The 20,833-nt window shown below is 62.5% G+C and carries 22 protein-coding genes; 17 read left to right on the top strand and 5 right to left on the bottom strand.

All coding sequences use genetic code 11. From position 1 onward, the window contains the following. Positions 1–222 precede the first annotated feature (222 nt). The 8 genes from HPY64_09390 to HPY64_09355 all read left to right on the top strand — a co-directional run bounded on the left by HPY64_09390 (position 223) and on the right by HPY64_09355 (position 7,388). Positions 223–828, top strand: coding sequence for a sigma-70 family RNA polymerase sigma factor (locus tag HPY64_09390; GenBank protein ID NPV67342.1), 606 nt, complete (start codon positions 223–225; stop codon positions 826–828). 2 nt (positions 829–830) lie between these two features. Next, on the top strand, positions 831–1,418 hold the full coding sequence (locus HPY64_09385; protein NPV67341.1) for a hypothetical protein: 588 nt from the start codon (positions 831–833) through the stop codon (positions 1,416–1,418). Beyond that, the gene (locus HPY64_09380; protein NPV67340.1) at positions 1,415–2,536 is read left to right on the top strand and encodes a hypothetical protein; all 1,122 of its coding nucleotides are present in this window, start codon (positions 1,415–1,417) and stop codon (positions 2,534–2,536) included. The genes HPY64_09385 and HPY64_09380 overlap by 4 nt, the downstream gene beginning before the upstream one ends. A gap of 199 nt (positions 2,537–2,735) precedes the next feature. Then, positions 2,736–4,022 (top strand): hypothetical protein, encoded by a 1,287-nt coding sequence (locus HPY64_09375; protein ID NPV67339.1) that lies wholly within the window; start codon positions 2,736–2,738, stop codon positions 4,020–4,022. 182 nt (positions 4,023–4,204) lie between these two features. Beyond that, positions 4,205–4,675, top strand: a complete 471-nt coding sequence (locus HPY64_09370) for a low molecular weight phosphotyrosine protein phosphatase (protein NPV67338.1) — start codon at positions 4,205–4,207, stop codon at positions 4,673–4,675. Further along, positions 4,672–5,139, top strand: coding sequence for a low molecular weight phosphotyrosine protein phosphatase (locus tag HPY64_09365; protein ID NPV67337.1), 468 nt, complete (start codon positions 4,672–4,674; stop codon positions 5,137–5,139). Before HPY64_09370 ends, HPY64_09365 begins: the two co-directional genes overlap by 4 nt. Next, positions 5,136–6,008 (top strand): phosphotransferase, encoded by an 873-nt coding sequence (locus tag HPY64_09360; protein NPV67336.1) that lies wholly within the window; start codon positions 5,136–5,138, stop codon positions 6,006–6,008. Before HPY64_09365 ends, HPY64_09360 begins: the two co-directional genes overlap by 4 nt. 159 nt (positions 6,009–6,167) lie before the next feature. After that, positions 6,168–7,388: a glucose dehydrogenase gene (locus HPY64_09355; GenBank protein NPV67335.1), complete on the top strand. Its 1,221-nt coding sequence runs from the start codon at positions 6,168–6,170 to the stop codon at positions 7,386–7,388. Between the two features lie 65 nt (positions 7,389–7,453). On the opposite strand, the gene HPY64_09350 is transcribed toward HPY64_09355, so the two are convergent. The 4 genes from HPY64_09350 to HPY64_09335 form a co-directional block, all read right to left on the bottom strand. Next, positions 7,454–8,167 carry a GNAT family N-acetyltransferase gene (locus tag HPY64_09350; GenBank protein ID NPV67334.1) on the bottom strand — a complete coding sequence of 238 codons (714 nt, stop codon included), beginning with the start codon at positions 8,165–8,167 and terminating at the stop codon, positions 7,454–7,456. After that, positions 8,164–9,429, bottom strand: a complete 1,266-nt coding sequence (locus HPY64_09345) for an MFS transporter (protein NPV67333.1) — start codon at positions 9,427–9,429, stop codon at positions 8,164–8,166. Before HPY64_09345 ends, HPY64_09350 begins: the two co-directional genes overlap by 4 nt. 116 nt (positions 9,430–9,545) lie before the next feature. Continuing rightward, on the bottom strand, positions 9,546–10,682 hold the full coding sequence (locus HPY64_09340; GenBank protein NPV67332.1) for an ABC transporter permease: 1,137 nt from the start codon (positions 10,680–10,682) through the stop codon (positions 9,546–9,548). Further along, positions 10,679–11,422 carry an ABC transporter ATP-binding protein gene (locus HPY64_09335; protein NPV67331.1) on the bottom strand — a complete coding sequence of 248 codons (744 nt, stop codon included), beginning with the start codon at positions 11,420–11,422 and terminating at the stop codon, positions 10,679–10,681. The genes HPY64_09340 and HPY64_09335 overlap by 4 nt, the downstream gene beginning before the upstream one ends. A gap of 165 nt (positions 11,423–11,587) precedes the next feature. Here HPY64_09335 and HPY64_09330 point away from each other — a divergent pair, with 165 nt between their 5' ends. The 9 genes from HPY64_09330 (at position 11,588) to rffA (ending at position 19,030) form a co-directional block, all read left to right on the top strand. Continuing rightward, positions 11,588–12,553, top strand: coding sequence for a DMT family transporter (locus tag HPY64_09330; GenBank protein ID NPV67330.1), 966 nt, complete (start codon positions 11,588–11,590; stop codon positions 12,551–12,553). Positions 12,554–12,733: 180 nt separating this feature from the next. After that, a complete protein-coding gene (locus tag HPY64_09325) occupies positions 12,734–12,901 on the top strand; it encodes a hypothetical protein (GenBank protein NPV67329.1) in 168 nt (55 codons plus the stop codon). Between the two features lie 44 nt (positions 12,902–12,945). Beyond that, positions 12,946–13,674: a hypothetical protein gene (locus HPY64_09320; protein NPV67328.1), complete on the top strand. Its 729-nt coding sequence runs from the start codon at positions 12,946–12,948 to the stop codon at positions 13,672–13,674. A gap of 235 nt (positions 13,675–13,909) precedes the next feature. Then, positions 13,910–14,665 carry an SDR family oxidoreductase gene (locus HPY64_09315; GenBank protein ID NPV67327.1) on the top strand — a complete coding sequence of 252 codons (756 nt, stop codon included), beginning with the start codon at positions 13,910–13,912 and terminating at the stop codon, positions 14,663–14,665. A 217-nt stretch (positions 14,666–14,882) separates the two neighbouring features. Then, a complete protein-coding gene (locus HPY64_09310; GenBank protein NPV67326.1) occupies positions 14,883–15,275 on the top strand; it encodes a hypothetical protein in 393 nt (130 codons plus the stop codon). Beyond that, positions 15,272–16,246 (top strand): glycosyltransferase family 2 protein, encoded by a 975-nt coding sequence (locus HPY64_09305; GenBank protein ID NPV67325.1) that lies wholly within the window; start codon positions 15,272–15,274, stop codon positions 16,244–16,246. The genes HPY64_09310 and HPY64_09305 overlap by 4 nt, the downstream gene beginning before the upstream one ends. Next, positions 16,236–16,973: a GNAT family N-acetyltransferase gene (locus HPY64_09300; GenBank protein NPV67324.1), complete on the top strand. Its 738-nt coding sequence runs from the start codon at positions 16,236–16,238 to the stop codon at positions 16,971–16,973. Before HPY64_09305 ends, HPY64_09300 begins: the two co-directional genes overlap by 11 nt. A gap of 207 nt (positions 16,974–17,180) precedes the next feature. After that, positions 17,181–17,894, top strand: a complete 714-nt coding sequence (locus HPY64_09295; protein ID NPV67323.1) for a class I SAM-dependent methyltransferase — start codon at positions 17,181–17,183, stop codon at positions 17,892–17,894. After that, positions 17,891–19,030, top strand: coding sequence for a dTDP-4-amino-4,6-dideoxygalactose transaminase (gene rffA, locus HPY64_09290; protein ID NPV67322.1), 1,140 nt, complete (start codon positions 17,891–17,893; stop codon positions 19,028–19,030). Before HPY64_09295 ends, rffA begins: the two co-directional genes overlap by 4 nt. Positions 19,031–19,172: 142 nt before the next feature. Here rffA and HPY64_09285 read toward each other — a convergent pair whose 3' ends face one another. Beyond that, positions 19,173–20,630 carry a hypothetical protein gene (locus HPY64_09285; GenBank protein ID NPV67321.1) on the bottom strand — a complete coding sequence of 486 codons (1,458 nt, stop codon included), beginning with the start codon at positions 20,628–20,630 and terminating at the stop codon, positions 19,173–19,175. Positions 20,631–20,833: the final 203 nt, after the last annotated feature.

The raw sequence follows: 20,833 nt of genomic DNA, 5'->3' as shown, positions 1-20,833 counted from the left end.
CACTCCTCAAATCCTGTGGTTGGACTGCAGTCCAACCCAGGCGTCATTCTATAACCATTCTCGTCTGTCGTCAATCGGATTCTAGGCGTGGAATATCAGAATAAAATAAGAAAAGCCGGCTTGTACAGGATTTCCGTCCTGCTTGTGACGCAACCGCGCCCGCCCGTAATCCGTATAGTCAGGTAGGTGAGCAACCTATCGCCTGCGAGGGGAGACCTGTTTGTGTCCGAAGAATTGCCCGTCGTCCACGAGTGGGTGGAGGCGGCTTTAGAGGGGGACCAGCGCGCCTTCGGGCTTCTGGTTGAGCATTATCAAACGGCCGTCTTCAACCTGGCCTACCGTATGCTGGGCGAGCCACAGGAAGCCGAGGATGCGGCCCAGGAAGCGTTTCTGCGGGCGTACGCGAACCTCTCTCGCTACGACCCGGAACGCTCGTTTAAGACCTGGCTGCTGTCGATTGCATCTAATCACTGCATCGACCGCCTGCGCAAACGACGCCTGACCTGGCTCTCCATCGAAGAGGAGGAAGGCGTCAGTGTCCACCCGGCTCTGGTCAGCACGGCTGCCGGCCCGGAGGAAGCCTACCTGGAGCAGGAGCGTTCGGCGGATATCCAGGCGCTGCTGGCCCGGCTCCCGCCGGATTACCGGCTGGTGGTGGTGCTGCGTTACTGGTACGACATGAGTTACACCGAGATCGCTGAAGCCCTCAATACCAGCGAATCGGCGATCAAGAGTCGGTTGTTCCGGGCCAGGCAAACGCTGGCTGACTTAATGGAAGGTGGCCCATTGCCGACCCGGCCAATGGCACCCGTGTTGGAGGGTTCGTAATTATGGCTCTAAACCCGCAGCAGGAACGTGTCAACCGCGCTCTGGATGACCAGTTAAGTGGCGCTGAGCTGGCTGCCTTTCAGAGCGCGCTGGAAGAGCACCGCGCGGAAGCCGATCTGTATGCGCGGCTGCGGGCGGTGGATCGTCACCTGCGCGCCCCGGCGATGGCCGCGCCTTCCCCTGATTTTGCCCGCAAGGTGATGGTGCGGATTGAAGCGGGTGAGCATGAGGCGTACGCGCCGCACCGCCGGCTGGCCCGGCTGCTAACCTGGCTGGGCGTGACCCTGGCTGCGATCCTGATCCCGGTCGGGCTGGTGGCAGCGGTGATGATGGTGACTACGGCGCAACCGGCTCTATTCGCTGGCCTGGTGCGCACGGCGCTGGGCGGGCTGCACGCGCTTGGCGGCTGGCTGATGCGCCTGTTTGGGCTTGTCAGCAGCCTGGTGGAATCTTACCCGATGGCTCCGGCCCTGTCGCTGACGATCATCCCCCTGGTGATGGTCTGGGCCTGGCTGGTCTGGTACCTGCCGCAGCGGAATCGCCCGGCGACCATTGTGATCAAAGTGCAGGCAGTAGGAAGCGGCTCATGACCCTGCGTAAGACGCTGGCGCTGTTTCTTGTGGCAGCGGGTTTGCTCCTGGCAGTGGGGATCGCCCTGGCTCAGGGCAGCGATACGGCTGCCGCCCCGCGGCTGATCTTCGCTGATCGCTATGTGTTGGCTCCTGGCGAAACGATCGACCGGAGTGTGGTGATCGTGGCGGAGACGGTTGCGCTGGAGGCGGGCAGCGTGATCAATGGCGATGCTGCTCTGGTCGGCCAGCGGGTGACCGTGAATGGCGAAGTTCGCGGGGAGCTGGCCGTCCTGGCGGACGAGGTGGTGCTGGCCAGCAGCGCGGTGGTGCGCCAGGGTGTACATCTGTGCGGCGGCGAGATTTACCGCGCCCGCAACATTACCCTGGGCGGTTCCTATATGGTGGATTGCCAGCAACTCGGCAGACTGTTCAGCCAGGTGATCCCCCTGGCGCTGGATCCGTCCAACTGGCGCTGGGAGGCCGACTCAGCCGAATCTATCCTGCAGACCTGGCACTGGAGCCGCCTGAGCGACCTGGAAGATTATCGTCCCGGGGGGCAACTCACGCCGGTCGAGCGGTTGCTGATCAACGCCGGGCTGGCGCTGGTGGCTGGCGCGCTGGCCAGCCTGTTCATGCTGATTATGCCGCTGCGCCTGCGCCGCATCAGCGAGGCCGCGCTGAGCGCCCCGCTGGTGGCGGGCGGAATAGGGCTGTTGTCACTCGTAGTGCTGGGGGCGGTGACCGGCCTGGTGGTGCTATCGCTGGTGTTGCTTGTGACCTTCTGCCTGGTGCCGCTGGTTGGTCTGGCCTGGGCGGCCCTGATTGTCGCGATGGTGATTGGCTGGGCGGCGATCAGTCTGCCGATCGGAGTCTGGTTCCTGGACGTGCTGGATGTCAGGCCGATCAACCCCTTGCTGGCGGCCTGTCTTGGCGGAGCGCTGCTGACCTTCGGTATCGGTTTGCTGGGCATCAGTGCGTGGACTCTGCCGCTATACGGTCTGGTGGCCCTGCTGCTGGGTGCCTGGGGATTGGGGGCGGTGGTGCTGACGCGCTTTGGCGGCCAGGGTTACCCGGCTCACCGGCACATACACTCCTCGCCTTCTGGCGATCCGCGAGGCGTTGTTTCCAAAGCGTAGCACCGGATTAGCTTCAACTGGCGGACTTACGGCCAATGATTGAGGAGGGGCAAGGGCCTCTCCTCTCTTGTTGTATTCCACCGCCGGTACAGTCTTCCCGTGGGGTGCTTTCGCGGATGGGAGACTTCGCATATCATAAGCGCTGAGGGCTGGCACAACGGGCCTCCCCTGTCCCATGCTGCCCAGGAGGAACAGGCGCATGAACAATGATCTCCCGCGGGAGATGTATAAGCAGATGTTTGACCAGGCGATGAACGGCAGCCCTGCCGAGCGCATCGAGGCGATTCGCTGGCTGGGTGCTGCGGGCGACGTGGAAACGACTAAGGAACTGGTTGAGATCTACCAGAATCCCGAGCAGCCTGCGGCGGTGCGCAAGGCAGCACAGGAGACGCTGAGCATCTTCCGGGCGATTCAGGTAGCCATCCAGAATCGCGAGCCGTATTCGCCGCCCGACCCGCGCACGGTCAGAGTGCCGCCCGTTGCACCGGAGACGCTGTGGCGGTTGTGGCGTATCCTGGCGCTGGTGCTGGTTATCCTGGTGGCGGCTGATGTCCTGCTGGCGATTGCGCTTGACCGCCGCGGCCCAGAGGTCCCGCCCTCCGATCCGCGCCTGATCGCAGCGCAACTGCAGATGCGCCTGGATCAACTGCGTGCTGACCGGGAGAATCAGGTACAGGCCTGGCGGCAGTACCAGGCTATCCAGACCCTCGGTTGTGATCGCTTCCCGGCGCCGGCGGCCACCTCCACCAGTCTGCGCGGCCTGGATACCCTGGCGATTGATCCTGTGGCTTATCCCGATTTGTATGAGGCTGCGCTCAAACTCGGCGCGGCCATCGGCCAGTTCACGCTGGTTAGCAACAACTGGGTGCTGGGCTGCGGCGGCGGGCCGGTCGAATCCGCGGAGACCAATCTGGCCCGGCTGGAAGAGGTCGGGGTGCGGCTGGATGAGGCGGGCGCGGCCCTCAGCCGGGCACAACTGACCCTGACTCCATCCCCGCCCCCAACGCCGACGGTCGGGGAGTTGACCCCGCAGTTCATCCCGGTGACGATCCCGCCCACGCCGGAGCCGACGCCGCTTCTGCTGGATTATGCGCCGTACATCCGCGCCATGCGCAACCGCATCGATACGGTGGCGGTCGGGCGCGGGGTGGTCGCCCAGTTGCTGCAGTACTGGGATGATGTCCGCCAGGGCGGGCAATCTTTTGGCTGCAACCAGGTGCTGACCACTGATTCGATTCAAAACTACTACGGCGTTTCCGCTGATGTTGCGGCGCTGGATCCGCGCCTGCTCGACATTCAGGTGGCGATCAACGTGGGCATGACCCTGGCCCGCGATTCGCTGGCTAACTTCCAGCAGGGCTGCGCGGTGGGTAACTTCAGCACACTGCTTGACCTGGGCCAGGCGCAGATCCAGCAGGCGCAGGCTGCCCTGAACCAGGCTTCAACCCTGCTGGATCAGCTTCAGGCGGAAGTCGCCGGGCGCTGACGGGCGCCGCCCGGTCGGGAAGGCTCTTGCTGCTGCTTAGCCGCAATTTCTTTTGCCGCTGCTACCGCAAGCACAAGCAGGTTTTGCCTGCACGCGCACAACGAGAAACTGGTAGTTCACCCTCTGCCCAGTCTGCGGTAAACTCAAACGGTTGAGCGCGGCATGATGGGAGAAGCAGGTGTATGGTGCGTGTGCTGTTCGTGTGTCTGGGTAACATCTGTCGCTCGCCGATGGCCGAGGCGGTCTTCCGGCATCTGGTCAGGGAGGCCGGGCTGGAAGATCAGATCGAGGTTGATTCGGCGGGGATTGGCAACTGGCACGTGGGCGACCCCGCTCATCGCGGGACGCGGGAAGTGCTGGCGCAGCATAACATCTCCTATGATGGACGCGCCCGGCAGGTCACCCGCGCTGACCTGAAGCGGTTTGATTACGTGCTGGCCATGGACTACGAAAACCTGGCCGATCTGCGGTCGCTGGCTGGCAGCGATGGCCAGGGCGCGCGGATCCAGCTATTTATGGATTACGCGCCCCAGGCCGGGACGCGCGAAGTGCCCGATCCTTACTATAGTGGCAAGTTTGATGAAGTCTACGCGCTGGTGCGGCAGGCCGCACAGGGCTTGCTGGAACACATCCGGGAGGAGCACGGCCTGTGAAGCGGGTGCTGTTCGTTTGCGCGGGGAATACCTGTCGCTCGCCAATGGCGGCGGCGCTGTTGCGCCGACGGATTGCTGAGCTGGGGTTGGCTGACCACGTGCAGGTGGACTCGGCTGGCGTGAGCGCTGCCCCCGGCGATCCGATCACTCCGCAGGCGGCCGGTGTCCTTGCCGCACGCGGACTGCTCAGCGAGCATCGGGCGCGCCGTTTTAGCCCGGCGGACTGGATCGAGGCTGACCTGATCGTGGCGATGGACTACCGCAATCTGGCGGCGGTCTTTGAGCAGCGCCCGCCTGGCCCGGTTCGGGCGACCGCCTGCCTGCTGCTGGACTTTGCCCCGGCCATCGACCTGGTTGATGTGCCTGATCCTTACGGGACAGACCGTTATGCGGAAACCTTCGATCTGATTGCGCGGGGCGTGGAGGGATTGCTGGCCCGTCTGCGGAAGGACTGGGGGGGATGATTCCGGCAGAAGTACGCGAGGCGCTGACGACGGCCCTGGGCGCGCCGCTCCGCGATGCGCAGATGGTTTACGGCGGCGACATCAACCATGCGGCGCGGGTCACCCTGCGCGATGGCGAGCAGGTCTTTGTCAAATGGAACCGCCGCGTGGGGGTAGATTTCTTCCAGGCGGAGGCGGAGGGGCTGCAGGCGCTGGCGGCTGCCAGGGCCATCCGCGTGCCGGCGGTGCTGGCGGTGGGCACGGAGACGCCCTTTCTGGCCCTGGAGTGGATCGAGCCGGGGGGCCGCAGCCTGATGGGCGACGAGTTCGCCGAGCGGCTGGGGCATGAACTGGCAGCCCTGCATAACTGCATCGCTGAGGCCCACGGCTTTCCGCACGATAATTATATCGGCTCCCTGCCGCAACCTAACGCCCGGACGACCAGCTGGGCGGAATTCTATGCCGAGCAGCGCATCGGGGCGCAGATGGCTATCGCTCGCCAGCGGGGGATGCTCCCGCCCGCGCGGGAGGCAGGGCTGCGCCGACTGCAGGAATGGCTGCCTGTCTTTCTGGATGACACGGAAATCCAGCCAAGCCTGTTACACGGCGACCTGTGGGGCGGCAATTACATGGTCTCGGCGGAGGGCGATCCGGTGCTGATCGACCCGGCGGTCTACTACGGCCACCGCGAGGTTGACCTGGCTATGACCGAACTGTTTGGCGGCTTTCCCCCCGGCTTCTACAGCGCCTATAACGAGGTCTATTCCCTAGACGACTACGAGAGGCGGCGTCTGCTCTACCAGCTTTACCCTCTGCTTGTCCACATGAATCTGTTCGGCGGCGGGTATGCCGCCCGTGTGGACGCCATCATCCGCCATTACGTGGGCTAAACAGCCCGCGCACCCTTCCGCCCGCCCGTGCCGGTCGTAGCATCTCTACGCCCAACCTCCGGTGGCAAAGCCAATTCCTGAGTATTCGGGGAGAAATAGATCGCTTGCATGGCGCTCTGGCTGCGGAATAGCTATGATCAGGCGGCTTGTACCGGATAAATGGTTACCGAGGATGGCGCGATGAAAAAGGTATGGTTTGTTGTTGTGGCGACGCTGGCGATGCTCTTTCCGGCTGGTGTGCTCCTTGCTCAGGGGGGCGAGGACGAGCCGGTGATCACCCGCGACGCGCCGCCTGATCCCGCCCTGGTGACCTACACGCAGGTCGCCAGCGGGTTTGACCGCCCGCTGCTGGTGACCCATGCCGGGGATGGTTCTGGCCGTTTATTCGTGGTGGAGCAGACCGGGCGCATCTGGATCGTCAGGGATGGTGAGCGGTTGCCGACGCCGTTCCTCGATCTGTCGGCCAGTGTCACGCCAATCAGCGGCTACTCCGAGCAGGGGCTGCTGGGTCTGGCGTTTCACCCGGCCTATGCTGACAATGGCCGGCTGTTCGTCAGCTACACCGACCGGCAGGGGACTTCCGTTGTGGCCGAGTATGCGGTGGCGGGGAACAATCCGGACGTGGCCAATCCGGCCAGTGCCCGTGAGTTGCTGCGCGTAGCCCAGCCGTACCCCAACCACAACGGCGGCATGATCGCCTTCGGACCGGATGGTTACCTGTACATCTCGCTGGGCGATGGTGGCTCAGCGGGCGATCCGCAGGGTAACGCCCAGAATCCCTGGACGCTGCTGGGCGCGATCCTGCGCATCGACGTAGACAGCGCCGCGCGCCCGTACGGCATTCCGGCGGATAACCCCTTTGCCCTGAGCGGGTTGGGCGCGCCGGAAATCTGGGCGTGGGGACTGCGTAACGTCTGGCGCTTCAGCTTTGACCGCGCTACCGGCGATCTATACCTGGCTGATGTGGGCCAGAACCTGTGGGAGGAAGTGAACTTCCAGCCGGCGGATAGCCCCGGCGGGGAGAACTATGGCTGGAACCGCTACGAGGGTACTCATCCTTACAGCGGCGGTCCCGCGCCGGAGAACATGGTGCTGCCGGTGGCGGAGTATGCCCATAACGAGGGCGGCTGCTCCATTTCCGGCGGCTATGTCTACCGCGGGGAAGCCATTCCCGATCTGCAGGGGGTGTACTTCTATGGCGACTGGTGCACGGGCAACATCTTCGCCCTCTACCGGGATACCGCCGGGGAGTGGCAGAGCCTTAAATTCACCCAGCTCGCTGGAAAGCTGATCAGCTCCTTCGGCGAGGACGAGGCTGGCGAGCTGTACGTGGTCGATTACACCGGCGGCGGCATCTGGCGGATGGACCCGGCGGAGTAGCGTCCTCAAAACTGGCTCCTCGCCTGCAATTTTCTCCCGGTGGGGGGATCGGCGCCCGGCGCGCGTCAGTGAATGCTCGCCCTGGCGGCGGGGGTGCGCAGCCACCAGGCGAAGTCGCCGACCGCGGTGTAACCGGCTTCCACGGCGGCGTGTAATGCCTCTCCCTCCAGCGGGATCACGCACCCGGCGATATCCCAGCCGCAGCGGGCACGCATATCGCTGGCTGCGGCGAAAGCTTCCGCCAGGAGCGCCCCTTCGATCCATACGCCCCGGTAGGTCAGTGTCACCACCGGCACCAGATGCGCGCCGGGCGGCGGCTCATGACCCCGATCGTCGCCCGCTGTGTTGACCAGCAGGCGGCAGATCGGCGCTTGCGGTGCAAAGCCTGCCGCCGCGAAAGCCCGCTGGCTGGCGACATTGTCCACGCGAATGAGGGCGCGGATGCAATCCGGTCTGAAGGCTGTCCCTGCCGTTGTGCAGGCCGCGATCAGCCTGCGGCCCAGTCCCCGACCGCGCGCGGCGGGATGCACAGCCAGCAGGTCGACTTCCCAGCGACGCCTGCCATCCGCACCTGTGGTCAGAAAACCATCGACAAAGCCAGCGAGGGTTCCTCCGCTTACCGCCGCCAGGGTGACACGATTGGGCAGGGCCAGGGCGCGGGCAATATGCTCTACAGCGATGTGCTCGGCAGGCCAGCAGGCGGCATGCACAGCCGCCAGGGCCGGGGCGTCATCCGGCCCGGCGCGCCGGATCAGCGGCGCGTGTGGTTCTCCGCTCATGTCGCCGGAGCCTGTTGCAGGTCTGGCGCGGCGTCCGCCGGATGGTAGAAGGAGATCGCCCAGCCAGCGATGACGCGCAGGGCGGCGCCTACCAGCAGCACAACCTCCAGACTCAGACCCCAGCTGGCCAGTGTGCTGCCGATCAAGGGGCCGACAAACGAGACCAGCGAGAGCATCTGGTAGTAGGCGTTGGTATAGGCGGTCTTGTTGGCGCTGCCCATCACCTTGCGGAAGAAGCTGAACTGGCTGACATCGGTGCCCACCCAGGCTGCCCCGTTGATCAGCGCAGCGGGCAGGGTGAAGTACAGCGACGGCGCCAGGGCCAGGATCAGGGCGGTCAGGCCGGTGACGGTCATGCAGGCGCGGATGACTGCCTGATGTCCGAAGCGTTCGACCAGCCGGTAGGCGAAATAGGCCATGGTCGCCGCTCCGCATAGCTCCAGCAGCGAGTAGAGGGCGATGAACCCCTCGGTGGCCCCCAGATCGTTGACCAGCCGTAACGGGATCACCGGCAGGATGGAAAAGTAGCCGATGAACACAAAGCCAAGCACACCGGCAATCCCGCGAAATGATCCCTCTCGCCAGGCATTCACCGGGCGCGCGGGGACTTCCTCGGTGGGCGGGGCGGGCGTTTCCGCTTCAGGCAGGGGGCGAATCTGCATGGCGTGCCACATGCTGACCAGCGTGAACAGGAACGACGCCACAAACATCACCTGGTAGTTCAGCGGGAAGGCAACACGCTCCAGCCAGAAGCCCAGCGCCAGCGTGCTGATGGCGATGCCGATGTTCAGGGCCAGCTGGCGCTGGCTGAGCAACTGGGTGAAACGGCGGACAGTCACGGCTTCCTGCATCAGCACGAGGAAGACCACCCCCGCGACGCTGTTGCTCAGCGCCAGCAGGGCCAGCATGCCCAGCGCCGCCGGGATGCGCCATTCCGGCGGCAGGAACGGGATGAACGCCAGCAGCAGGATGCGCAGGCGCATGACGAAAGTTGGCAGGATCAGCGCCTGCCGGCTATCCGGAAAGCGACGCGCCCATGGGTTGGTCAGGAAGGTGCCCAGCAGCATGAAGATGGCTGGTAGCGCGGAGAGCAGTCCCATATCCAGGGCGGTGGCCCCCAGGTTGATGAAATATACCGACAGGAAGCTACCCATGGACGGGATGGCCAGCCCGAACCAGGCGATATCCGCGACCAGATGGAAGAGATTACGCTTTTCCTGCTGAAGAATGGTCTGTGTCTGTTCGGCAGACAGGGTGGACATGCCCGCGCCTTTTGCCCCCTGAGGGGCGTTGAACGAACCTCGCACTGCGAGAATTTCTACACTACTTGGGCCGGTTTGGGAATGGGCAAAAATGCCCGGTCTGGGCTGGATAAATTTCAGGCGACCTCCCGCCGGACGGTCACTGCGGCCAGGGCCAGCATGGTAATCCCGGTGAGCAGCAGGGCAACTATCTGCGCGCTGACTTCCGCCAGTCCCTGGCCCCGGATCATGATCGCCCGTAGCGCGTCGCTGGCGTGCGTCAGCGGGAGCAGGTAGGCCACTGGCTGGAGCAAACCCGGCAAGTCCTCGACCGGAAACAGCAGCCCCGACAGCAGCACCATCGGCAGGATGACCAGCGGGATGAATTGCAGTACCTGGAATTCATTACGGGCGAACGTGGAAAGGAAGATGCCCAGGTTGACGGCCACCATGACCAGCAGGCTCTCGATCACGAGCATGTCGAGCAGGTTGCCGGCGTAGTGCAGGCCGATCACGCTGACCGTGAAGCCCAGCAGCAGCGCTGCATCCGCCAGGGCGAAAACCAGGAAGCCCAGCATATACCCGGTCACGATCTCCAGGCGGGTCACCGGCGTGGCCATTAACCGTTCCACAGTGCCCTGCGAACGCTCCCGTAGAAAGGTAACGGTGGTCAGCAGGAAGACGAAGAAGAAGACGATCAGCACCAGGTAAGGCGGGGCCAGGTAGTCCAGCAGGTCATACTCCGGACCGCCGTACAGGTAGGTCACGTCAACCGCCAGCGGCAACTCGCCCCCGGCGCTGCCGGAAGCCAGGCCGGCCAGCGCCCGCATACCGGTTTGCATCAGGGCGCTCAGCACGGCTGCTGCCTGCAGCGGATTGGACCCTTCAAGTGTGAGCTGCAGGCGGACGCGCCGTTCCCCGGCGAAGGACGCGCTGAAGTCCGGCGGAAAGGTGACCACACCCCGCACCTGCCCGGCCCGCAGGGCGGCTTCCGCTTCATCGGCGGTCAGAATTACGGGAATCAGGGCGTCGCCTTGGGACATGACGGCGACGATCCGGTCAGCCAGCCGCACCTGGCCGAACAGCAGAACCGTTGCGCCTTCGTCCTGGTTGACGATCCCCAGCGGCGTAGGACGCCCCTCCGAGCGCAGGAGCAGGGCTGTCAGGCTGACGATGATCAGCGGCCCGATCAGGAACAGGGCGACGGTGCGCCGATCCCGTAGTGTCTGGCGGATCACCCGCCCGGCCAGTGTGATCACACGTTTCCGGTTCATGCCGGCATCCTCTCCTGTAACGGGCGCTCCTGAACGGTTCCGGCGAAGGCCAGAAAGGCTTCTTCCAGCGTCCGGGCGCCTGCCTGGGCGAGCAATTCGGGACCGCTCCCTTGCGCGATCAGTTGCCCCTGGCGGATGAAGCCCAGCCGGTCACAGCGTTCAGCTTCGTCCATTACATGGCTGGAGAGGATGATCGTCACGCCCTGGGCGTTTAGCTGGCGAAAGTAGTCCCAGAACTGGACGCGCAACTGCGGGTCGACGCCGACGGTCGGCTCATCCAGCAGGAGCAGGCGCGGCTGGTGAACCAGGGCGCAGGCCAGCGAGGTGCGCTGCTTCATACCGCCGGAGAGCGTCCGCGCCAGGCTATCGGCGCGGTCGCTCAGGCCCACCAGGGCGATCACCTCGTTCACGCGCGCCGGGCTGACGCCGCCAGCCATCGTTCCAAAGAAGGCCACATTCTCGCGGACGGTCAGATCGCTGTAGATGGCTGGCGTCTGGGTCATGTAGCCAATATGGGCCAACATGTCCTTGTCCGGCATCCGGCGCCCCAGCACGGTCACGCTGCCGCTGTCAGCGCGTAGCAGGCCGACAATCAGGCGGATCAGGGTGGTTTTGCCCGCGCCGTTGGGGCCGAGCAGGCCATAGGTGATCCCGGCAGGGATGCGCAGGGAGAAGTCCTGTACAGCCTGCAGCGCGCCGAAAGATTTGCATACGCTGTCAAGCGTGACGGCGTCGGCCATGGTTCGAGTTGATCTCCTTGCTGGATAAAAGACTTGTGGTATGGTGGCGGTGCGTCATCTCTCTATGATAGGCTGTTTGGCCTTCCCGGCAACATGATCGCACAGTGGTGATGTCGTGCCGGGCGGGGATGGTCAGCGGGGGCTTGCATTTGCGGAGGCGTGTCGATGCTTCAGCGGCAGGGTTCAGCACATGTCCGGGCAGTGTTGCTGGCGCTGTTTGTGACATTCCTGTGGTCTACGTCTTTTGTCCTGATCAAAATCGGGTTGCGGGAGGACATCCCCCCGTTGACCTTCGCCGGGCTGCGCTACGCGCTGGCCTTCCTGGTGCTGCTGCCGCTGACGTTGCTCAGCCCGGCACGGCGGGCGGTGCTGCGCCGCCTGTCCGCCGTCGACTGGCTGCGGCTGACCGCGCTGGGCGTGATCTACTATGCGATCACCCAGGGTACGCAGTTCATCGCGCTGGATCGCCTGCCTTCGGCGACGGTCAGCCTGTTTCTTAACTTCTCTGCCGTGACCATCGCCCTGCTGGGCATGGTCTTCCTGAAGGAACACCTGACCGGTTGGCAGTGGGTGGGCGTGGCGGTGTCTCTGGTCGGCGCGGTGATCTATCTGCATCCGATCGGCTTCCCGGCGGCGCAGGCGGTTGGCGTGATCGCTGTGGTCAGTGGCATGCTGGCTAATTCCGTGTCTTCCGTACTGGGGCGGGCGGTCAACCGGGGCGGGGCGTTGCCGCCGCTGGTGGTGACTGCTGTCAGCATGGGCATCGGCGTGCTGCTGATGCTGGCGCTTGGCCTGGCGGTCGAAGGCTGGCCCGTCCTCACGGCGCAGAGCTGGCTGCTGATCGCGGCGCTAGCGCTGGTCAACACGGCGCTGGCCTTCACCCTGTGGAACCTGGCGCTGCAGGTGCTCTCCGCCGCCGAGTCGAGCGTGATCAATAACACCATGCTGATCCAGATCGCTGTGCTGGCCTGGCTATTCCTGGGGGAGGCGCTGGACGGCAAGGCGATTGCCGGGCTGGTGCTGGCGGCGCTGGGGACGCTGCTGGTGCAGCTGTGGCGCGCGCCGGGCAGGCAGGCCCTCCCGGCTATCCCGGCCCGAGGAGCCGAAGGGGGCGATCCCGGTGCAGGGTAAGCAGTGACTGCTAATCTGGCCGCCAGCGAGCAGGGGTGGGAAGCGCCCCTGTTTTGTTCCCTGGATGCATCCCGACGAAGCACAGGTGATTTCTATCTATTGCAAATTCCTGAAAAGTGAGTAATCTTGCCATCCATTGTCATTTTCATGTAGTTTACTGGAGCTTCAGCAGAGTGCCGCATGTCTAATCGGGGACCCGATCAACGCCATAAGCCACACAAGACCCCGGCAGAGTCCACGCTCTATAACCGGTTCATCCCGATCCTGTTTGTAGTGCTGGCGGTTATCACCGTCGCCCTGATCGTTTTCGCGTTTGGGGTTATGACCGGGGTTATTCCCTGGGCTTAGCCTCTGGGTCGCTGTTCGTCTTCGCACAAAGGAGCCTTCCAACCATGTCGCTCAACAATGTCCTGCCCTTCCTGTCGACCTTTGTGATGTTCATCTTCACAGCTTCGGTGCTGCAGCGCTATGTGGTGCGCCGCCGTCCGGCCTTCCTGTTCTGGGGGATTGGCCTGGCGCTTTTTGGTCTGGGGAGTTTTGCGGAGGCTTACCTGGCCCTGGCCTGGAGTCCGCTGGTCTTTTACCTGTGGTATCTGGGCGGCGCGGTGCTGAACGCTGCCTGGCTTGGCCACGGGACGGTCAAATTGCTCTTTGGTCGGCGGCGCTGGACAGATGTCCTGACGGTGATCCTTGTTGTGGGTAGTCTGGCGGTGACCGGGCTGATGCTGGCCACGCCGCTGGACGCTGGCCAGTTCCAGCCGGGGGTGGCCATCAGCGAGCAGTACCGCCAGATCATGCCACCCGGTGCGCCGGTGCGGATGACGACGCCATTCTTCAACATCTATGGTCTGTTGACCCTGGCGGGCGGCGCGATCTATTCGGCCTATCTGTTCTGGCGCAAGCGCGTGCTGCCTAACCGGGTGATCGGCAACATCCTGATCGCGGCAGGGGCGCTGTCGATCGGGTTTGCCAGCTCGCTGACTCGTCTGGGCATCGGCCAGTATCTTTATATCGGCGAATTGCTGGCGGCGGTGTTGATGTACACAGGGTTCCGGGCGGCGGCAGCGCCCAACGCCGAGCGCGCTCTGGCCAGCGAGTCGGCGCCGGCAGCTGGCGATTGATGGCCGGGTAGCCCACATGGCCGCCAGCAGGGAGTGACGTTGCACCGGGCGCGGGTGATCGTTGCTGACGTGTGAACGGTGTGATCTCGCGCTCGGTTGTTCTATATGTGAAATTTGTCACAAATTACTGCGTCACTCGCATGAAATTTCTATGAGAAACATCCTAAATCGCTGGCCGTGGGCGATCTGACCGGTTATGCTCTGAACATCGCAGTGTCATGGAAGGAGTATCGCGATGGCAGAGTTTACCGGTAAAGTCGCTCTGGTCACTGGTGCAGCTTCCGGCATTGGTCGTTCCACGGCGGAATTGTACGCCCGTGAAGGGGCAAAGGTCGTGGTTTCGGATGTTGACGAGCGGGGCGGACAGGAGACTGTCCGACTGATCAAGACCGCTGGTGGCGAGGCGATGTTCGTCAGGGCTGATGTGAGCGATCCAGCACAGTGTGAGGCACTGGTCAACAAAACACTGGAGGCATACGGACGGCTGGACTACGCTTGCAATAACGCCGGCATCGCCGGTGAATCCAATCCTACAGCAGCCCAGAGCATCGAAGGCTGGCAGCGGGTGATCGCCATCAACCTGTCGGGCGTGTTCTACTGCATGAAGTACGAGATTCCGGCCATGCTGCGCGGTGGCGGTGGCGCGATCGTGAACATGGCGTCGATTCTGGGGCAGGTGGCTTTTGCTGGTGCGCCGGCATATGTGGCGGCCAAGCATGGCGTTGTCGGCCTGACGCGCACGGCGGCGGTCGAGTATGCGCCGCAGGGCATCCGCATCAATGCCATTGGTCCAGCTTTCATCAGCACACCGATGATCAGCGCGCTGGAGCAGGACAAAGCGCTGAACGACATGCTGGTCTCGCTGCACCCGATCGGTCGTCTGGGCAGGCCGGAGGAGGTCGCTGAGCTGGTGATCTGGCTTAGCTCGGACAAAGCCTCATTTGTCACCGGTTCGTACTACGCGGTGGATGGCGGCTACCTGGCCCGTTAGAGCCTTAGCGGGTAAGCCCCCGCAAACTTGAATGGTAAGAGCACGGGCGACCCGGCGATGGGCCGCCCGTGTTTTATAGCTTGAACCTGAAGTTGAGTTGTGTTTGTCACGTCTTCAGATCAAGCAAGCTGCCCTGATATGCCAAGTAGACTATACTCATGGGGGTAACTGGGGCTGTGTTGCTCTGATAGTCCTGCTAGAGGATGCAATCGGGAAAATGGGAACGGCTACCACTAACTATCGTTTTTTTCACACCTCTTGGCGGATATTGAGTATCGGCCAGTTACTATTGGTGGGATACCTGCTCATTTACCTGAGCACGACGAAAGGCACTGGCCCAAGCTGGCAACTGCTCCTGTTAGCTATGGGCACTGTTGTAGCAGCACTGATGGTCATCTTCTTCACCCTGTGGATGAATCCTGCACGGTTGAAAATGCTGCAAAGGCGGGTAAATCGCAGAGTGATCAGCCGCTGGTTGAGCCGTTCTACTTTGAAAGAGCAGGTTACGAACTTGCGGAACAGATTGGATCGACGCTCATATATGTACGTTGTACGTGGCTATAATCCTACCCATGGTGGTGTGGCAGATGTGAAGGAGAAAGGTGAGTGACCCTTCCGGTCTCTCTCCCGCCCGGGATATCGGTTGTGATCCCGGTCTATAACAGCGAGAACAGCCTGGAGCCGTTGCTGGCCCGGCTGGCTGATGTACTGCCTACGCTGACCCCTCGCTATGAGGTGATCCTGGTCAACGACGGTAGCCGCGACAGAAGCTGGGCCGCAATTGAGCGCTTGGCAGCGCGCTATCCCTGGGTACGTGGCGTGGATCTGATGCGCAACTACGGCCAGCATAACGCCCTGCTGTGCGGCATACGGCTGGCGGCATACGCCACGCTGGTGACCATGGACGACGACCTTCAGCATCCTCCTGAGGAGATTGGCAAACTGCTGGCCAAACTGGATGAAGGCTACGATGTGGTGTATGGTACACCCCGGCAGGAGCAGCATGGCCTGTGGCGCGATATAGCCTCGCAGGTGACGAAATATGTGCTACAGACAGCGATGGGGGCGGAAGTAGCCCGGCAGATCAGCGCCTTTCGCGTTTTTCGCACCAAACTGCGTCACGCCTTCGCCGACTACAACAGCCCGTTTGTGTCGATCGATGTATTGCTGACCTGGGGAACCACCCGCTTCGCTGCCGTTCCCGTCAGGCACGACCCGCGCACGATCGGCGTGTCCAATTACACCTTCCGTAAGCTTGTGCGCCACACTTTCAACATGGTCACTGGCTTCAGTACATTACCATTGCAGTTCGCCAGCCTGCTCGGCTTCAGTCTGACCTTCTTTGGCGTGCTGGTGCTGGTCTATGTGGTTGGACGTGCTTTACTGGAGGGAGTGGTTGTACCGGGGTTTGCGTTCACGGTGACGATCATCGCCATCTTTTCCGGTGCGCAACTGCTCACGCTGGGTATCATCGGCGAATATCTGGCGCGGATGTACAGCCGGACGATGAACCGCCCGTCGAGCGTGGTCAGCCAGGTGATCGGCTTTGGTGCTGAGGAGAAGACGCACGATGGCGAATAGCCTGCGTATCCCTTCCCTCTACGAAGAGCGGTTCGGTGTGCGTGTAGCGCTGCTGGACATGGTGATGATAGCGGAAGTCGGGGAGATCCTGGAGCGCTGTAGAGCTGAAAATGTGCGCCTGTTGATCGTGCGCTGCGCTACGGATGACGTGCCAACCGTTCATGCGCTGGAAACCGCGGGTTGCCAGTTAATGGATACACTGCTCTACTTTCGGCGCAGCCTGACCGGTGGGGCGCTGCCTACTCCGGTCCCAGCTGATCGGGTTGTGATCCGGCCCGCCCGTCCGGAAGATGCTCCCCGCGTGGAGGAGATTGCCGCGGATGCCTTCAGGGGGTATGATGGACATTTTCATGCTGATCCGCGGCTGGATCGGGCCGCCTGTGACGCGGTGTATACGTCGTGGGCGCGCGCGTCGGTGCTTTCGCGGGAAGTGGCGGATGAGGTGCTCGTCGCCGAGGCAGGCGACAAAGTTGCCGGTTTTCTGACGCTCAAGTTTACCGCGTCGGAGATCGGCGAGGGGCCGCTATACGGCGTGGCCACCGAGTTTCAGGGCCGGGGGCTGGGCCGTGCGATGATGGCCTACGGCCTGCACTGGTTCCGGGAGCGCGGCGCAGCCTGGATGCAGATGTCTACCCAGGTGACCAACACGCGCTCGCAGCGGGTTTGGATTCGGCTTGGATTCGAACCCAGCCATTCTTACTATACCTTTCACCGCTGGTTTGACTGACCAACGATCTGAGCAAGCCGTAGAGGTAAGATATAACCCACAGGACAAACGGCTTTGAAAGTCTGTCTCAGCTGCCAGAGTCAATTTGAAGCGCCCGATTGGTGCTGCCCTCACTGCTATCATGAGCCGCCAAGGTTGAAAGGCTTCGTCGCTTTTGCCCCTGAACTGGCCGAAGAGAATGAGAGCCATTCGCCTGAGTTCTTCCAGATGCTGGCCGCGCTGCAAGCAGCGAGCTTTTGGTTTCGTGCCCGCAATCGGCTGATCGTCTGGGCGCTGCAGCGGTACTTTCCCACGGCCCGGAGCTTTCTGGAGGTAGGCTGTGGCACAGGATTTGTCCTTGAAGCGATCCAGGCCGCCTGGGCCGACCTGACCATCACGGGGAGTGAAATCTATACCGCTGGTTTGGAGTTTGCACGGCAGCGTCTTGGTGCAGTGGAGCTGCTGCAACTGGATGCCAGCGCCCTGCCTTACAGCAACGAATTTGATGTTATCGGGGCCTTTGACGTGCTGGAGCATATCGAGGCGGATCAGATCGTTTTGCAGCAGATGCATCAGGCTGTTCGCCCTGGCGGTGGTATCATCCTGACCGTTCCCCAGCATATGGCGCTGTGGAGTATGACCGACGAATATGCCCGCCACGTGCGACGCTATTCCGCTGCGGAGCTGGTGAGCGAAGTGTCAGCGTCCGGGTTTGACATCCTGCGCACCACCTCGTTTGTCAGCCTGTTGCTGCCGCTGATGGTTGTGTCACGCCGGAAGCTGCAGCGGGAGGGCGAAAACCGGCTGCTCAGCGAGCTGAGCATCGGGGGCATTTTGAACAGCCTTTTTGAGGCGACAATGAACTTCGAGCGCCTGCTCATTGAGCGCGGCGTGTCATTTCCGTTTGGCGGGTCGCTGTTGCTGGTGGCGAGAAAACCATGATTCCTTTCAACAAGCCGTATATGAACGGCAAAGAGTTGTACTACATTACCCAGGCCCATGCGAACGGCCATCTTTCCGGCGATGGCCCATTCACCAAACGCTGCAACGCCTGGCTGGAGGCGCAAACCGGTGCGCGCAAAGCCATGTTGACTCACTCCGGTACGGCGGCGCTGGAGATGGCGGCCATCCTGGCCGATATCCAGCCCGGCGACGAGGTGATCATGCCGTCGTTCACCTTCGTCTCCACGGCCAATGCGGTGGTGCTGCGCGGTGGTGTGCCAGTCTTTGTGGACATCCGGCCGGATACGCTCAACCTGGATGAAAGCCAGATCGAGGCGGCGATCACGCCGCGCACGAGGGCCATTCTGCCCGTGCATTATGCCGGCGTCGGTTGCGCGATGGAAACGATCATGGCCATCGCCACACGCCACGACCTGATTGTGATCGAGGACGCCGCGCACGGCATCCTGGCCCGCTACGGTGGGCGCGAGCTGGGAACGATTGGGCATCTGGGTTGCCTGAGTTTTCATGAAACGAAAAATGTCATCTCCGGGGAGGGGGGCGCACTGCTGGTCAACGACGAGCGCTTCATCCAGCGGGCCGAGATCATCCGGGAGAAGGGCACCAACCGTAGTGCGTTCTTCCGGGGTGAGGTGGACAAGTACACCTGGGTTGACCTGGGATCGTCCTACTTACCGAATGAACTGACTGCGGCTTTCCTGTGGGCACAGATGGAGGAAGCGCACACGATCACCGAACGACGGCTGGCAATCTGGCAGACGTATCATGACGCCTTCGCCGGCCTGGAAGCAGCCGGGCTGGTCCGCCGCCCCGTGATTCCGGACGGCGTTACCCACAACGCCCATATGTATTACCTGCTTCTGCCGGATCTGGAAACGCGCACGGCGTTCATCGCCGGGCTAAAGGCAGCGGGGATTCACACCGTATTCCATTACGTGCCGCTGCACAGCGCCCCAGCGGGGCGGCGTTACAGCCGGGCTTGCGGCGACCTGCCGGTCACAACCAGCGTTAGCGAACGGCTGGTGCGCCTGCCACTGTGGATCGGTGTCGAGGAGTACCAGGAGCAGATCATCGACGCGGTAATCGCTCAGGTGCAGGCGCTGGCCGGGGTCTGACTCCAGCCGTTTTCCAAAGCCAGTTGTGAGAGTGCAACCGGGAGCAGGTGCCGGATTGCTGATCTGGCCTTAGGCTGGGTAAAATTTTGTTTGTCGCCGGGTCGCCTGTGTGTTACTGGCAGGTATGATTGGGGGGCCGGGGTTAGGGTAGAAAGGTGATGTTCCCCACGTAGATCGTAGCTTCCAGGCTGTCCTCAATGCCGGGCTCAAGGTTGGAATCCATACGGAAAGCAAAGCGGAGCAACTGCGCTGTGTCTTTTAGCACGTAGTGTACAAGTCGGATGTATCCTGTCGCCCTGATGCCTGCTGAATCCCTGAGTGCGGTGAGCGCATCCAGGAACTCTGGAGAATAGTTAGTAGAATCCACCACGCGCCGCCAGACCACCGTTGCCCACGTGTTGGTAGGAATCGTGTGAGAGAAGCCGGAAACCCACGTGCCATCTTCCATCTGCAGGACTGGGATCACTGCAACCTGCCTTTCAAGCGCAGACTCGATGAAGACAGTCATGAGCACTGTATCAAGGTTGGCCTTTTCCTCCAGTCGGAGTGGACGTTCCAGTACGGCTTCCTGAACCCCAGTGAAGTACCGATTGTTGTAGCGGTCGACCTCCGCGATGCTGCGCAGGCTTACCGGATAGCGGATGAACTCACCGGTGACGCCGCCGATGCTTGTGCGGATCAACTCTGGTGAGCCAGCCTGCCGGTAACGCTCCTCTGCGCTGCCCTGCCAGCGGAAGTCCACCGCATCCAGACTCATCGGGCGGGGTGGGATGAAGGCTGAAAGCCCCGCCGAAGCATACTTGAGCGGCGAGGCACCCACGTTGCCCAATAGCAAGATGTCGTCAAACCCGGCTGGGATGATGGTTTCCGCGCTGATGTCTTCCGCGCCATGCAGGGAGATCACCAGTTGCAGGCGGAAGACTCCGGCGGTGATCAGACGGCCATCAAAGTCACGGCGATCGCGCAGGTCCAGGACGGCCAGTGTCCAGCGCCCTTCTTCCAGGTTGACAATGCTCTCCGCCAGGCGTGGGCCAAAGGGTGGGGCCTGTGGACTGGCGTCCAGGGCGACAATGGCCGCCTGTTTGCCCTGCAGTGCCCCGCCGGTATCTGGTAACCAGAAGCGGACCATGACCACCTCAGCCCGGACTGGTTCTGGATAAGTCATGGTGAAATGCCGCAGACCGGAATCGTCGACCGGCAGATCATACAGGCATAGTCTATTCCCTGCTCCGGCGGAGTCACTGGTGCGGGGGGCGGGGGCAAAGCGCGGTGGGGCAAGACCCTGCCAGTCAGTGTCGAAGGCGATCACCTCATCCCAACCCTCAATGCTCTCGCAGTCAAAGCTGCGGATGACGTTATGACGGGCGAGGGCGTCAGCAAAGCGGGGTGTATTCAGGTAGGGGACGACCTGAAAGCCGAAGTACCAGCCCAGGGCAAGGATTCCGGCCAGCATCAACAGGATGGCTCCCAGGCGTGGCAGGTTGAGGCGCGAGCCGGTTTTCTCTGTTGGCCGGTTGATGAAAGCAATGACAATCTGCCCGATCACCCCCACGATTGTGCCGCCCAGGCCAACCAGCGCGATGATGATATCGTTATCCATAGTCTCCCCCTGGTATGTTGTGACAGCTTTACGTTATCACAGAATCGCTGAGCCGGATGCTTGACCAGACACAAAATAGGGCAATCGCATGTGCTTCTCTAATCTGGGCATAGCACGCGGAATAGATAGTCATTGTCCCAGCCGGCCATCTTGCGTTTGGCCGCGATACCCACTTTGACGGATTTATCCTGTTTGAGCAGGTT

Source organism: Anaerolineae bacterium, from assembly GCA_013178165.1.
Taxonomy (GTDB): Bacteria; Chloroflexota; Anaerolineae; order Aggregatilineales; family Ch27; genus Ch27.
Note: the sequence above shows the minus strand (reverse complement) of the source record. Positions and strands in the feature narration are given on the sequence as shown.

Excerpts from the sequence above, each read along its gene's own strand:
- HPY64_09340 (NPV67332.1), bottom strand. The coding sequence starts at position 10,682 with ATGAACCGGAAACGTGTGATCACACTGGCCGGGCGGGTGATCCGCCAG.
- rffA (NPV67322.1), top strand. The coding sequence starts at position 17,891 with ATGATTCCTTTCAACAAGCCGTATATGAACGGCAAAGAGTTGTACTAC.
- HPY64_09355 (NPV67335.1), top strand. The coding sequence starts at position 6,168 with ATGGTTACCGAGGATGGCGCGATGAAAAAGGTATGGTTTGTTGTTGTG.
- HPY64_09295 (NPV67323.1), top strand. The coding sequence starts at position 17,181 with ATGCTGGCCGCGCTGCAAGCAGCGAGCTTTTGGTTTCGTGCCCGCAAT.
- HPY64_09285 (NPV67321.1), bottom strand. The coding sequence starts at position 20,630 with ATGGATAACGATATCATCATCGCGCTGGTTGGCCTGGGCGGCACAATC.
- HPY64_09315 (NPV67327.1), top strand. The coding sequence starts at position 13,910 with ATGGCAGAGTTTACCGGTAAAGTCGCTCTGGTCACTGGTGCAGCTTCC.
- HPY64_09370 (NPV67338.1), top strand. The coding sequence starts at position 4,205 with ATGGTGCGTGTGCTGTTCGTGTGTCTGGGTAACATCTGTCGCTCGCCG.
- HPY64_09350 (NPV67334.1), bottom strand. The coding sequence starts at position 8,167 with ATGAGCGGAGAACCACACGCGCCGCTGATCCGGCGCGCCGGGCCGGAT.
- HPY64_09345 (NPV67333.1), bottom strand. The coding sequence starts at position 9,429 with ATGTCCACCCTGTCTGCCGAACAGACACAGACCATTCTTCAGCAGGAA.
- HPY64_09335 (NPV67331.1), bottom strand. The coding sequence starts at position 11,422 with ATGGCCGACGCCGTCACGCTTGACAGCGTATGCAAATCTTTCGGCGCG.
- HPY64_09380 (NPV67340.1), top strand. The coding sequence starts at position 1,415 with ATGACCCTGCGTAAGACGCTGGCGCTGTTTCTTGTGGCAGCGGGTTTG.
- HPY64_09375 (NPV67339.1), top strand. The coding sequence starts at position 2,736 with ATGAACAATGATCTCCCGCGGGAGATGTATAAGCAGATGTTTGACCAG.
- HPY64_09300 (NPV67324.1), top strand. The coding sequence starts at position 16,236 with ATGGCGAATAGCCTGCGTATCCCTTCCCTCTACGAAGAGCGGTTCGGT.
- HPY64_09320 (NPV67328.1), top strand. The coding sequence starts at position 12,946 with ATGTCGCTCAACAATGTCCTGCCCTTCCTGTCGACCTTTGTGATGTTC.
- HPY64_09385 (NPV67341.1), top strand. The coding sequence starts at position 831 with ATGGCTCTAAACCCGCAGCAGGAACGTGTCAACCGCGCTCTGGATGAC.
- HPY64_09330 (NPV67330.1), top strand. The coding sequence starts at position 11,588 with ATGCTTCAGCGGCAGGGTTCAGCACATGTCCGGGCAGTGTTGCTGGCG.
- HPY64_09325 (NPV67329.1), top strand. The coding sequence starts at position 12,734 with ATGTCTAATCGGGGACCCGATCAACGCCATAAGCCACACAAGACCCCG.
- HPY64_09360 (NPV67336.1), top strand. The coding sequence starts at position 5,136 with ATGATTCCGGCAGAAGTACGCGAGGCGCTGACGACGGCCCTGGGCGCG.
- HPY64_09310 (NPV67326.1), top strand. The coding sequence starts at position 14,883 with ATGGGAACGGCTACCACTAACTATCGTTTTTTTCACACCTCTTGGCGG.